The following is a 14,244-nucleotide window of genomic DNA, read 5'->3' as shown; positions in this document are numbered from 1 at the left end:
CATGTCGACTTCACAAAATAACGCAATTTACTCGGTTAGCAAGCTTAACCAAACAGTTCGAGAACTACTCGATAGCCAAATGGGGCGTATTTGGTTAACCGCTGAAATTTCCAATTTTTCACAGCCAAGTTCAGGTCATTGGTACTTAACCTTAAAAGATGACCGAGCACAGGTACGTGCGGCAATGTTCCGTGGGCAGAATGCACGTGTCACTTTCCGCCCACAAAATGGCCAGCAAGTTTTGGTTAGAGCGACAGTGACTTTATATGAACCTCGAGGTGACTACCAATTAATCCTTGAAAGTATGCAGCCAGCCGGTGAGGGCTTACTGCAACAGCGTTTTGAACTATTAAAACAAACGCTAAGCGCACAAGGCTTATTTGATATTATTCATAAAAAACCGCTACCTAGCCCTGCTAAATCTGTCGGTATCATTACATCAGCAACCGGTGCAGCCCTACATGATATTTTAAATATTTTACGCCGCCGGGATCCTTCTCTGCCTATCATTATCTATCCAACGGCCGTTCAAGGCGAAATGGCACCAGCACAAATTGCTCGAATGATTGAGCTAGCAAATTTGCGTCAAGAATGTGATGTGTTAATTGTCGGTCGCGGTGGGGGCTCCCTTGAAGATTTGTGGGCATTTAATGAAGAAATCGTTGCTAGAGCTATTTTTGCTAGTCAACTGCCTATAATTAGTGCTGTTGGTCATGAAACCGATGTGACGATTGCGGACTATGTAGCGGACATAAGAGCACCAACCCCATCTGCGGCAGCCGAGCTTGTTAGCCGTAACCAGCTAGAAATGCTGCGGCAGTTAAAATCTGCACAGCAACACCTTGAAATGGCAATGGATTATTACGTGGTAGGCCAACAACAAAGGTTTGCTCGTTTACACCATCGTTTACAGCAACAGCACCCGCAATTACGCTTAGCACGGCAACATAACCAACTTAATTTATTGCAACAAAAGTTAGCACAGTCGATGACTCGGCAACTACAAAATTCGACAGCTAAATTCGAAAGAGTCAATCGCCGTTTGCTGCAAAATGATTTACGCCCTCAGTTGCAAAAGCAACAACGTCAGTTGCAACAAACACAATATCATTTGCAAAATATGATCACGAGTTTGGTCAATAGCTATCGTCAACGTTTTGCTGTCGCGTGTTCGAAAATGGAAGCTGTCAGCCCATTGGCAACACTTGCTCGCGGCTTTAGTATTAGTGAGACAGCAGAAGGCACCGTGTTGAAAAAAACCAGCCAAGTAAAATTAGGGCAACCACTGAAAACACGCCTTAATGATGGTTGGGTTGAAAGCCAAATTACTCACATTGAGAAAGTTAAAACAAAAATAGTATCGAAGTGATTATTTTAACCACTTATCTCGATTAAAATAACGGGATAAGTGGTTGTAAATTTATATACTGGTTAGAAACGTACCTGCCCACCTATCATATAAGTACGCCCTCTACCCGTTTCATTATTCCGTCCTCTCTCTTGCATAATTGCACCTGAATTTGCGCGATTTAATGCATCGGTATAGTTTTTATTCGTCACATTGTTAATAGTCATCATCAATTTAACGTTTTTATTAATTTCATAATCTGCATATACATCAATAATGGTTGGTTGTTTCTCATATTTCTCCGTCATAGCATCACCATTTTGGTCGCCATCTGGAACTGGGCTAATCCGTTTGGAGGGGCCAGTCCATGTGATCGTTGAACCGAGTGTCAGTTTTTCATCAAAGAAGCGTACGCCTGAGTCTAATGTTAGGTAATAGTCAGGTAATTGAGTGAAATCCCCTGCACTAAATACGGAGGTACTATTAATAGAAACCGGTTGTTTTCCTGACTCTTTGGTATATGAAACCATTGAATAAAATACACCTGCATCATAATTGGCTTGCAACTCATACCCTCGTAAATTCACATCTCTAGGATCATTAACATACATATCTGCACGCTGAAAAATATCTGGGTTTTCTTTATTCCAAACATCATCGTTAATCAAGCACCAATCAAACTCTTCTTGTGAGTTTGCTCGGCACAACATAAATGATTTGCTAGTAATGTAATCTTTAATATGTGTATGGAACCACAGAGCTTTCATATTGAATTGATCGCCCTCTACAACTAAGTCAGGCTTGAAGCTATTAAACCCAACTTGCCATGTTTTCGACTTTTCCCCTTTTAGGAATGGGTTCATGCTCTGACCACCATTTTGCGAGAAAAAAGCCTCTTGGGAATTAGGTGCACGCATCGAGTGAGCATAACTAACAAAAGGTTGAAACTCAGGAATAATTTGTGCTGATAATAAAACACCAGGGTTAATACCGCTATCCTTGATATTCAATGTACTGGCTTCTTGGGGGAAACATTTTTCGGTTTCATCACACGCAGGTTTATAACCTTTAACTTTATAATTAAGATAATTAAGATCAAATGTAGCGGTATAGATATCATATTTCCCTTCAAATTGGGTATATAAGCTCACGATATCTTGCGTGCCACTCGGTGAAAATGGGTTATATATTTGGGTGTTAGGGTCTTCAACAGGTTGAGATGTTTTTTGGTATTTGGTTTTCATTAATTTCGAACCAACTTGCCATTTATAATCCACATCTCCATAAGAAAAATGACTCGTATTGGATAAATTTATACTATCGGATTTATTTCTAGATATGGCATTTTTAAAGGCTCCACCAATAGGATCACCTTGAAATTTTTGTTCATTATTGCCATGGCTTGCCAGTATTTCTACGTCAATTAATTCATTTAATGGAGTGTATTTATATTTTAGATAATAGTCCTCACTATTAATCTTTCTGCTGGTAAGTTTATTTTGCAAAAAACGCCCACTGAATTCCAATTCATGGCGATCATTAGGTTTATATTTCAACTTTGCCAATTGAGATTGTGGCTTTTGTTTGAATGAGGGATCTGTGGCAAATTCATCACTGTCAAAGCCGTCTCCATTCTTATAACTTCCGGGAATATTATGACCACTAATTGCAATTAAACCACCAAAGTAACCATCATCCTGTAATTGCGTTTTACCCGCAACGGCAACCATTCCGTTATAACCGAGACCATTATCCCCCCAGTTAGCTTTACTACGCAGTCCGTATAAATTGTCGTTAAAAATGACGTCATCAATTCCGATAGTGCGGAAATTCGCACTTCCGGCTAAAGCATTAATGCTATTACTGCCATTCAACTGCCCTTTCTCCACTTCCACTGAGACAATAAAGTTTGGATCAATTAATGAACCAAAATCATTACTCGGCTGCATACCGTGGGTATATTTGCTCGGTGAGATACCATAATAACTTTGTGTAATACCATCAACCATCATATTCACGCGACCAAAACCACTCAGCCCACGAATATTGACGTTAACCGTACCTTGGCTGGCATCCATTTGAGTATAGGTACCGGGCATGGTGCGAATAATTTTATCCATCGACTGCAATTTATTTTCTGTACCAACCGCACTATAAGCACCTGGTTTTTCTAATGCTTTGACTAGTGGGGTTTGTTTCTGCGCACCTGAAACTTTTAATTGGCTAAAATTAACCACACCTTCTTTCTGCTTATTTTGCTGCTGTGTATTTTCAGCCAAAGCGATCCCTTGGTAGCTAGTGGCAATAATGCCAGCTACCATAATTATTGTTTTATTATTCATTAAACCATTCCTGTAAACGTACTGAGTATCATACGCTCACACCGCTAGCACAGGCCAAATAGTGCCTGTGAAAAGGCTCAGCAACAATGTGATTAATCTTGTTGCTGGCCTAAAATCACCTAAATTTTATAGGTTAATTATTATTTTAAATATGGAAAATATTTGTCTTTATTTTCAAGCATAAGAATAAAGCTATATTCTTGGGCAATATCATCGAGTGCATTAAAACGCCCTGATTTACCGCCATGGCCCGCATTCATATTCGTTTCTAATAATAATAATGAATTACCTTGTTTAATATCTCGCAATTTAGCCACCCATTTTGCAGGTTCCCAGTATTGAACTTGGGAATCATGTAACCCTGTCGTCACTAAAATATGTGGGTAATGTTGTGCTTTGATATTGTCATAAGGGCTATACGCTTTAATTCGCCAGTAATCCTCTTCATTTTCAGGGTTACCCCACTCGTCGTATTCCCCAGTAGTCAGAGGAATTGATGGGTCTAACATTGTAGTTACCACATCTACAAATGGAACAGCGGAAACAACACCCTCGTATAAGTCAGGCGCCATATTCACCACCGCTCCCATTAATAAGCCCCCCGCACTGCCCCCCATGGCATACACATGCCCTGCTTTACCATAACCTTCTGATAATAACCCTTTGGTTGCATCAATAAAGTCAGTAAATGTATTCATTTTGTGGATTGTTTTGCCTTGTATGTACCAATTTTTACCTAAGTCACCACCACCACGAATATGTGCAATCGCGTAAACAAAACCGCGATCCAATAAAGACAAACGAGATGAACTAAAAGAAGGGTCTATGCCATATCCATAAGCGCCATAACCATAGACTAACAATGGATTTTGACCATGTTTGAAAAGATCTTTACGGTAAACTAAGGAAACAGGGACTTTTACCCCATCTTGTGCAGTGACCCAAATACGCTCACTTTGGTAATTTTGCTTATTAAAATCTTTAACTTCTTCTTGTTTTAAAAGCTGTTTTTCTTGAGTTAGCATATTAATTTCATATACTGAAGACGGTGTGGTCATTGATGAGTAGCCGTAGCGTAATGTGTCCGTATCAGGCTCAGGGTTATTCCCAATCCACGCCATGTAAGTTGGGTCATCAAAGCTCACTTGGTTTTCTTTATGCGTTAACCAACTGATTTGGCGTATATTTATTAAGCCGTTTTGGCGCTCTTCTACCACTAACCAGTTATTAAATAACGCAAAACCTTCAAGATCAACCCCATCACGTGGTGCAATAAAGCTTACCCACGGCGCTGAAATATTGTCTGCAATATATAAACCAAATAATGGGTGCTGGTGATTAGAGCGAATGTAAAATTTACCATTGAAATGATCAGGATAGTACTCAACCCCAACTTGACGTGGTTTTAAGATTTTAGCATCATTTTGTGGCTGATTTGCATCAATTAACCGATATTCAGAAGTTTCAGTACTCGTGATACCTATTAAAATAAAATCTTTTGACGTCGATTTCGCTAAACTAACGTAAAAAGTATCATCCTTTTCTTCATACACCAGTTTGTCTTGAGTTTGCTGTGTACCGTATTGGTGCTTAACCACTTGATAAGGAAGCAATGTTTGCTTGTCCTTATTCACATAGAATAGCGTTTGGTTATCATTAGCCCAAACAATATTCCCTGATGTATTGGTTAATACATTCTCTTGCCACTCGCTCTCATCAATTTTTCGAAATGACACTGCAAATTCATTACGCCCTTGACGATCTTCGGCAATGGCAAGCGTGGTATTATCTGGCGAAATAGCTAACGCGCCCATACGATAATATTCTGTGCCTTCGGCACGTTCATTACCGTCAACTAATACAACCCATTCACCCTGACTATTTACCGGACGTCTTTCATAGATAGAATAATTTTTTCCCGCAACCACTCGTGAGCGGTAAGTATAACCATTATAATTATAGGGAACTGACTCATCGTCCTGCTTCATACGCGAAAAGAGTTCATCGTAAATCTCTTTTTTTAACGACTCACCTTTCTCTAATTGTTGCTTTGTATAGTCATTTTCTTGCGTTAAGTATTCGATAATTTCTGGAGACTCACGTTGGTCATCCCTTAACCAATAATAGTTATCAACACGGACATCTCCGTGAGTAGTCATTGTATGTGGTTGTTTTTTGGCTATTGGTGCTGACATTCTATCCTCCGCAGCACTAGTTGCTGCATATAAACCAAGTAATGTAATAAGACAAAACTCAGTAAGTTTATTACGCATAATTCATCCAATCTATTTTTCATTAAGAGTAAAATCAATAGGGATCCTGACTGTTACCCGCCCGTTGATTAAAATTTCAGTAGGTGGTTCAGGTAAAGGTGCCGCTCTTGATAAAACCTGCAAGGCTTCTCTATCCAACGATCGCGTTCCAGATGAACTCACCAGCTCGCTATCAAGTAAAAAACCTTGTGGGTCAACCGTAAATGTTACTACTGATTGACCAACTCGCCCTCGCCTTACGGCATCTTCAGGGAAACGCTTGTATTTATTTAATTTACCCAATACTTGTGCTTCCCACAGCCTTTTCGCGTTCTCTATCGATTGTGACTGGCTATTAAATTCTGCGGCAATTTTCTGAGTCTGTAATGGCGCTGCTGCATCACTGGTGACAGGGGCATCATTGGCTTTTGAATCAGTCGCTTGTTTTTGTTCAACCACCTGCTTTTCACGCTTTTGTTTTTTTACTTCAGCTATTCGTTTTGTACTCACCGTCTTAGCCACTTGCACTTCTGCCTGCTCATTGATGGCTAATGGTGGGATAATTTTCTCTTCTGATGGAGCCTCATAGGCCTGACTCGCCACCGCTAACTCTTGTAGTTGACCAATGTTAACTTCTGTCAATTGTTCGGCTTGCGACTCTATCGAAATTTCCATCACCACTGATGGTGGAGGCAATAGCTCTTCCCATTGTTGATTATAAGTTACCCATATATAGCCCCCAACCACAGCGACATGAAGAGCAATTGCCAATGCGAACCACCCACTCATCTTCGTCGTTCGCTTTAAATACTCATTTTCAAATGTTGTTATACTCATTTTTATCTTATGTACTTATGTATCTTCACATAAACGCAAATGATAATTAATAACAAATGAAAATGGAAATCATTTCTTAATGAAAATAAAGAATACTTCACAAAATTAACTTTTTTGAAATCATTAGGTTGCTATTATTTAGTCATCATTTAGGGGTATACCAAACAAAATCAGCATGTAAATGGTCTATTTCTTCCCCTCTCTCTGAAATAATTAACACTTTGACTGATTCGTCAGGTGCGAGGTCTTGCACATGTAAAGGTACCCCAATAGCTCTTGTTGCATGGTAGCCACCTGCAAATAAGAGCGCGGGTGTAGGTGCATTTAATAACGACTCTGCCATACGGCGGTCACGCAACTGCTGTATAAAGGTCATTTTTACCACTTGTTCCGCTGTAAGTTCCCCACCATGAGAGCTTTCAATCGTTTTACTGATGAGTTCTTGAACAATAGGCTGAGTCGAATACTGCCCCATTATTGATGATGGGTTAGCGTAGGCGGAAAGCACCTCTTCTTTATCTAGGTTTGCAGAAAGTAATGGATAAGGTGAGCTTAGCAAATGACGGATTAAAGCCCCATACTGTTCCCAAGGCCAACCACTGTTCCATTTTATGGCGGACTGTAACTTTTCGTCACGAATATAAGGATTACTCTGCATCTGTGCCTGTACTCGACTCACACCTTTTTGCTGTGACGGTGTCAGCATTTCGAGTAAAACCGCACCTTGAGGCCGTATTTTTGGCATTTCCTGTACAAGCCATTGCTCAATTTGGTGATGATAGTGGTTATCATGCTTTTCTCCAACAATCACACGTGGAGATTGAGCAAGCTGCTCAACTAATTGCTGAGGTGTTAAAGACTTACCTGTTGCTAAGTCAATAATTTGGTCGCTTGCTGTTAGCTGGCTATCCAATTGTACGTTTGTTGGCTCAATTTTTTGTGTACAACCAATAAGAAAAAATAACCCAACCATTAAAGTGGCTATTCGAGAGGTCAATCTAATTGAAATCATTATGCTTTCCATCTTATGTAGTCAAGCTCACAAGATACAGATAATGAGAATCATTTTCAACAAAAAGGCTCCTATGAAACCATAGAAGCCTTTAACACAAATTAATTAATATTAACCTTTAGAGTGGGTTTGTTTGTGCTTCAACCACTGCCAATGCCACCATATTCACGATACGACGTACCGAAGCAATTGGTGTTAATATATGCACAGGTTTCGCAACCCCCATTAACACAGGCCCTACAGTCACACCATCAGAGCTTGTGACACGCAGTAAATTATAACTAATACGTGCTGCTTCCATATTTGGCATAATTAATAAATTTGCTGAACCTTTTAATGGACTATCAGGCATCACATCTTTACGGATAGATTCAATTAATGCGGCATCCGCATGCATTTCACCATCAATTTCCAAATGTGGGTCACGTGCTTTGATCATCGTTAGCGTATCACGCATTTTTTGTGCAGATGCGCAATCTGAAGAACCAAAGCTAGAACGCGATAACAGAGCCACTTTTGGCTCAATACCAAAGCGTCTTACAGTATCCGCTGCCATTAACGTGATTTCAGTTAACTCTTCCGGTGAAGGATCTTCATTGACATAAGTGTCTGCGATAAACGTATTACCCGTTGGTAATAACAATGCATTCATTGCACCTGCTGCATGAACACCCTCGCGGAAACCAAATAAATCTTTAACAACTTCATAGTGTTCGCCATAACTGCCCACCGTACCACAAATCATCCCGTCGGCTTCGCCACGCAACACCATGATCCCACCAATTAAGGTTGGGTTATTAATCACCGCACGGCGCGCCATTTCTTGGGAAATACCACGACGTTTCATGATTTGGTAGTATTCTTGCCAATATTCTTTATAACGCGGGTCGTTTTCGTTATTAACCACTTCAAAATCTTTACCTAACTCAATATGTAGGCCGAGTTTTTGAATACGCATTTCAATCACACTTGGGCGCCCAACTAAAATTGGGAAAGCTAAACCTAAAGACACTAGTTCTTGAGTCGCATGCAATACACGCTCTTCTTCCCCTTCTGCTAATACAATGCGTTTTTTCGCCGTCTTAGCTTGAGAGAAAATAGGTTTCATGAATAAATTTGTTTTATAAACAAATTGATTTAATTTTTCGATATAGGCATCAAAGTCTTCAATTGGACGCGTTGCTACCCCTGAATCCATAGCTGCTTTTGCCACTGCTGGCGCAATTTTCACAATCAAACGCGGGTCAAATGGTTTCGGAATAATATATTCAGGGCCAAAGAATAAATCTTGGTTGCCATACGCAGAAGCCACTTCTTCACTTTGCTCAGCCAATGCAAGATCTGCAATGGCATATACACAAGCCAGTTTCATTTCTTCATTAATCGTTGTTGCGCCAACATCTAGCGCACCACGGAAAATGAATGGGAAACATAATACGTTATTAACCTGATTTGGGTAATCAGAACGACCAGTACAGATGATGGCATCAGGGCGAACTTCTTTTGCCAAAGGTGGTAAAATTTCGGGTTCAGGATTAGCCAATGCTAAGATTAGAGGATCTTTTGCCATGGTTTTCACCATTTCTGGCGTTAAAAGACGTGGACCTGAACAGCCTAAGAAAATATCTGCATTAGGAATCGCATCAGCCAAAGTACGTTGGCCGTTATCTTCAATTGCATACGCGGCTTTGGTGACATCCATGCGTTCATCACGGCCTTTGTAAATCACCCCTTTTGAATCACAAACGGTGATATGTTCGCGTTTCAACCCCAACGCGACTAATAAATTCATACAAGCGATTGATGCCGCCCCTGCGCCAGAAACCACCAGGCGCACATCACCAATATCTTTTTTAACAATACGTAAGCCATTGATAACAGCGGCAGTACAGATGATTGCGGTACCGTGTTGGTCATCATGGAATACAGGGATTTTCATCCGCTCACGAAGTTTTTGTTCAATATAAAAGCATTCTGGTGCTTTGATATCTTCTAAATTAATACCGCCAAAAGTCGGCTCAAGAGACGCAATGATATCAACTAACTTGTCTGGGTCTGTTTCATCAACTTCAATATCAAAGACATCAACACCAGAAAACTTTTTAAATAGTACACCTTTTCCTTCCATGACAGGTTTACCAGCTAAAGCACCGATATTACCTAACCCAAGGACAGCCGTACCATTAGACACGACCCCGACAAGGTTACCTTTAGCGGTGTAACGATAAGCTTTAAGTGGGTCATCTGCAATTTCAAGACATGGCACTGCAACACCTGGTGAGTATGCTAATGCGAGATCTCTCTGGGTTGTTAGTGGTTTAGTTGGGGTAACCGTAATTTTCCCAGGATGTGGAAACTCATGAAAATCAAGAGCACTTTGTTTTAATTTGTCATCCATCGTCAAGTCCTTTCAAAATAAGTAAGGTAAGAGCGATAACAGTATAAACACATCTCTCTAGCAAATCATGATCATACTGGCAATTTCCAGAAAAATCTTTCAGTTACAATAGAGTTAGGTCACCGTTAGAGTAAAACGTAATCACATTGATTATATTTTACTATATCGAAACACTTCTCTAATTTTTAAGATATTAACTAAAAATAATTTATTATTAGTTTTATGAGGTTAATATATATAAAAAATTAATCACATTATGAACCCTATCTTAAATACCTTCTCCGTTTAATATTGATTTAAATATTAGATATGAATTTTCTAATTTTAATGTATTATCAACAAGTATCTTATTGTTATTAGCGAGGGATATAATATATTAAGCAAAGAAGTAACATTAAGAATTCCCCATACTGATTTTACAATTATTAATACTCCAATTAAATATAATAAATATATCAAAATTAAACTGTCTATTTTATGGAAAGTATCAAACTAGACCTTGAATTTTAAGACATGAAAAAGGAACCCTCTATGTCTAAATATACCGTAATGATTGTTGATGAGCACCCTCTTATACGCTTGGGATTGCGCCAGCTCATAAATACCGATACGCACTTTATTGTCACAGCAGAGTCCTCTTGTTGTTACGAGGCCTTAAGCATTGCAAGGCAGCTACAGCCTAATCTAATTATTATAGATACCAATATTCAAGGTATTAAAACATTTGAAACGATACGATTACTTCGTAAGCACTGCAATAATAGCTACTTATTAGTGTTATCTGCTTCAACAATTAAAACAGATATATATGGCGCTATTGATGCAGGAGCACAAGGGTATTTATTAAAAAGCAGTGAGCTTGACATGTTATTTTATAGTATGAAGAAAGCCTCTAGAGGGCAATTAGTTTTCAGTGAAAAAATATATCAGCATCTTATTTCTCGTCATAATTATAATGACCCACTCTCATCACTGACACGGCGAGAATCTGAAATTTTACATGAAATGGCTGTGGGTTTAAAAAACCGTGAAATATCTAATTTACTTTTTATTTCTGAAGAAACGGTTAAAGTTCACATTAGAAATATTCTTAAAAAATTACGTGTTCGCTCTCGTCTTGAAGCTAGCTTAATTTATATGCGTTCAAGATAATTTTTTCTAATTATATTAATTAACAAAGCTAAATTACGAATAATTTAATTATAAGTTTATTATATATTTCTCACATTTGGGCTAGATCCTAAGCGATTTTTGCCTCATTATGTATGGATTATCGCTAGTTTTTTGAGGAAAATCATATGCCCAATACATCTAACTCTCCTTATATCATGTACGGAATTAAAAACTGTGACACCATTAAAAAAGCACGCCGTTACTTAGAAGACAATGGAGTTAACTATCAGTTTCATGATTATCGTGTTGATGGTATTAGCGATGAATTACTTTCTACCTTTATGGAACATATTGATTGGGAAGTGTTAGTAAATAAACGAGGAACAACTTGGCGTAAACTGACTGATGATGAAAAAAATGCAGTGGTTGATTCAAATAGCGCGAAAAAAGTGCTAATTGCAGAGCCCTCCATGGTCAAAAGACCCGTACTTGTTTCTCCAGACAACCGTTACTTAGTTGGGTTTAGCGCAAATGACTACCAAAACTTCATTCGATAATCAGGCGGTTATGATGGATTGCCCAGTTATTCAACTTGCCAAAGAACTGATCTCACGCCCTTCTATCAGCCCTGATGACCAAGGTTGCCAAGCGATACTGACTGAGCGTTTAAACCAACTCGGTTTTACCGTTGAACCAATGCATTTTGGTAACACATTAAATTTTTGGGCACATCGAGGTACTCAAGGTCCAACCCTCGCATTTGCAGGCCATACCGATGTCGTACCAGCAGGCAATAGTGAAAATTGGCAAACACCCCCTTTTAACCCGACAATTATCAATCAACATTTGTATGGTCGCGGTGCTGCTGATATGAAAGGCTCAGTCGCAGCAATGGTTGTCGCCGCAGAGCGCTTTGTCAAAAAGCACCCTCAACATCAAGGGCGTTTGGCCTTTTTAATCACATCAGATGAAGAAGCCGATGCGCTAGATGGCACGGTCAAAGTGGTCGAAACATTGATGGCACGTAATGAACGCGTTGATTACTGTTTAGTCGGTGAGCCTTCAAGCCAATCTCATTTAGGCGACATCATAAAAAATGGCCGTAGAGGCTCTATTACGGCAAATCTTACCATTATGGGAACGCAGGGGCATGTTGCCTATCCTCATTTAGCGGATAACCCGGTACATCGAGCAACTGCTTTTTTGCAAGAACTCACATCAACTATTTGGGATAACGGCAACGAATTCTTCCCTGCCACCACTATGCAGATTGCCAATATTCATGGTGGTACAGGGGCAAGTAATGTGATCCCTGGTGAGTTATTTGTTCAATTTAATTTTCGTTTTAGCACCGAATTGACCGACACACAAATACGTGACAGGGTCACTAGCATGCTAGAACGCCATGGCTTAACATATAAAATAGAGTGGTCATTATCTGGGCAACCATTTTTAACTGAAAAACAAGAACTTGTCACTGCAACTTTGCAAGCAATTCATGAATTAACTGGTCTTAATGCAGAGTTATCCACAAGCGGTGGAACCTCCGATGGCCGTTTTATCGCCCAAATGGGGACTCAAGTTATTGAGCTCGGCCCACTGAATGCCACCATACATAAAGTTGACGAATGCGTTAACGTCAAAGACTTGCAACAGCTGGCCTTAATTTATGAACGGGTCATGGAGTTATTGTTATTATGATCACTATTGCCATGTTAACAGGCCGCTCAACTGACCATTTAGTGACACTTAGCGGTTCTCATCGCCTACAGTTCAATGCCACCAAAGCATTTTTAGCCATGCAACAAGCGGCTGTAAAGTCAGGGTTCAAGTTACAATCGGCAAGTGCATTTCGTGATTTTTCACGTCAACAGTTAATTTGGAATGAAAAATTTACCGGTCTCCGCCCTGTTCTTGATGCACAAAGCCAACCTTTAGATATTACAACGCTTTCTGAAGGCGAGCTTTGTGAAGCTATTTTACATTGGTCAGCATTACCCGGTGCAAGCCGCCACCATTGGGGAACCGAAATAGATGTTTATGACCCATTACGTATTCCTTTAGGGCAAACGTTACAGTTAGAGCCTTGGGAATATGAAACTGACGGCTATTTTGCTGAACTGAACCACTGGCTGACGGATAACATGGCGACATTTGATTTTTATCGCCCTTTCACTGCAAAAAATGCAGGGGTTGCCTATGAACCTTGGCATATTAGCTACTGGCCTTTATCCCATGAAGCAGAACAGCTTTTAACGCCAGAAGTCATTAAACAAGTTCTCCTACAAGAGGATATTTGCGGAAAAAACTGGCTAAACAGTAACTTAGATTATGTATTCGAACGCTATATTAAAGCTCCTGAATAATTTCTAAGCTAACAGAGCAACTTCTATCACGCCTCATAGATTACGCTACATAATTTATGGGGCTTTTTTCTTTTTCGTGGCAATTTGTTCATCAACAACTGGAAGCCGATACATAAAAATAAGCAGCCAACACAACAGTGCCAATAAACCAATTTTTAACCATAAATAGCTAACAACCCAGATTGATAGTGAAAAAGTGAGTATTATCAATACAATTGCTTTTGGTTTTGCCCCTTTCGGTAGCCCTTTATGCTTTTGCCAGTGACGGATATATCCCCCAAACCAAGAGCGATATAATAACCAATGGTGAAAGCGTGGAGATGAACGAGAAAAACACCATGCCGCTAATAACAAGAAAGGCGTAGTCGGCAAAACAGGAAGAATAACGCCAGCAAAAGCCAGCGCAACAGCTAACCATCCAATAACAATGAGGAACAATTTTTTCAAAATTACTCCCCCTCCCTAAAAAATAAATCAAATGGTAAAAGCCGCATAAAATCTGTGGTAACTCATAATAATATCAATGGTATACTCTAATGGTAAACACGCTTAATGAAAAGTCGCTTTTGCCTGTTG

Annotated in this window: 11 protein-coding genes; 5 read left to right on the top strand and 6 right to left on the bottom strand. The window is 39.6% G+C overall.

Annotation, left to right across the window (positions count from 1 at the left end; translation table 11 throughout):
- Position 1 precedes the first annotated feature (1 nt).
- A complete protein-coding gene (gene xseA / locus FVA72_RS10150) occupies positions 2–1,369 on the top strand; it encodes an exodeoxyribonuclease VII large subunit (RefSeq protein WP_110591790.1) in 1,368 nt (455 codons plus the stop codon).
- Positions 1,370–1,431: 62 nt separating this feature from the next.
- On the opposite strand, the gene FVA72_RS10145 is transcribed toward xseA, so the two are convergent.
- The 5 genes from FVA72_RS10145 to maeB all read right to left on the bottom strand — a co-directional run bounded on the left by FVA72_RS10145 (position 1,432) and on the right by maeB (position 10,189).
- On the bottom strand, positions 1,432–3,690 hold the full coding sequence (locus tag FVA72_RS10145) for a TonB-dependent receptor domain-containing protein (protein ID WP_110591791.1): 2,259 nt from the start codon (positions 3,688–3,690) through the stop codon (positions 1,432–1,434).
- Between the two features lie 140 nt (positions 3,691–3,830).
- Positions 3,831–5,963 (bottom strand): S9 family peptidase, encoded by a 2,133-nt coding sequence (locus tag FVA72_RS10140; RefSeq protein WP_110591792.1) that lies wholly within the window; start codon positions 5,961–5,963, stop codon positions 3,831–3,833.
- A 12-nt stretch (positions 5,964–5,975) separates the two neighbouring features.
- Positions 5,976–6,779, bottom strand: coding sequence for a cell envelope integrity protein TolA (locus FVA72_RS10135; RefSeq protein WP_110591793.1), 804 nt, complete (start codon positions 6,777–6,779; stop codon positions 5,976–5,978).
- A gap of 145 nt (positions 6,780–6,924) precedes the next feature.
- Complete coding sequence (locus FVA72_RS10130) at positions 6,925–7,791, bottom strand: ChaN family lipoprotein (RefSeq protein WP_228677085.1); 867 nt, start codon at positions 7,789–7,791, stop codon at positions 6,925–6,927.
- A 118-nt stretch (positions 7,792–7,909) separates the two neighbouring features.
- Positions 7,910–10,189 (bottom strand): NADP-dependent oxaloacetate-decarboxylating malate dehydrogenase, encoded by a 2,280-nt coding sequence (gene maeB / locus FVA72_RS10125; protein WP_004253593.1) that lies wholly within the window; start codon positions 10,187–10,189, stop codon positions 7,910–7,912.
- Positions 10,190–10,720: 531 nt separating this feature from the next.
- Between maeB and FVA72_RS10120 the strand changes: the two genes are divergently transcribed.
- The 4 genes from FVA72_RS10120 to FVA72_RS10105 all read left to right on the top strand — a co-directional run bounded on the left by FVA72_RS10120 (position 10,721) and on the right by FVA72_RS10105 (position 13,668).
- Positions 10,721–11,341 carry a LuxR C-terminal-related transcriptional regulator gene (locus tag FVA72_RS10120; RefSeq protein WP_036957668.1) on the top strand — a complete coding sequence of 207 codons (621 nt, stop codon included), beginning with the start codon at positions 10,721–10,723 and terminating at the stop codon, positions 11,339–11,341.
- 146 nt (positions 11,342–11,487) lie between these two features.
- Entirely contained in the window at positions 11,488–11,859 is a 372-nt protein-coding gene (locus tag FVA72_RS10115; protein WP_165119711.1) for an ArsC family reductase, read from the top strand.
- A gap of 13 nt (positions 11,860–11,872) precedes the next feature.
- Complete coding sequence (dapE, locus tag FVA72_RS10110; RefSeq protein ID WP_110591794.1) at positions 11,873–13,003, top strand: succinyl-diaminopimelate desuccinylase; 1,131 nt, start codon at positions 11,873–11,875, stop codon at positions 13,001–13,003.
- Entirely contained in the window at positions 13,000–13,668 is a 669-nt protein-coding gene (locus tag FVA72_RS10105; protein ID WP_110591795.1) for a M15 family metallopeptidase, read from the top strand. Before dapE ends, FVA72_RS10105 begins: the two co-directional genes overlap by 4 nt.
- A 54-nt stretch (positions 13,669–13,722) precedes the next feature.
- Here the strand turns inward: FVA72_RS10105 and FVA72_RS10100 are convergent, their stop codons facing one another.
- A complete protein-coding gene (locus FVA72_RS10100) occupies positions 13,723–14,115 on the bottom strand; it encodes a DUF454 family protein (RefSeq protein ID WP_094960491.1) in 393 nt (130 codons plus the stop codon).
- Between the last annotated feature and the right edge of the window lie 129 nt (positions 14,116–14,244).

Source organism: Providencia sp. PROV061 (assembly GCF_011045655.1).
GTDB lineage: Bacteria > Pseudomonadota > Gammaproteobacteria > Enterobacterales > Enterobacteriaceae > Providencia > Providencia hangzhouensis.
This window is presented reverse-complemented; position numbering and strand designations above follow the sequence as displayed.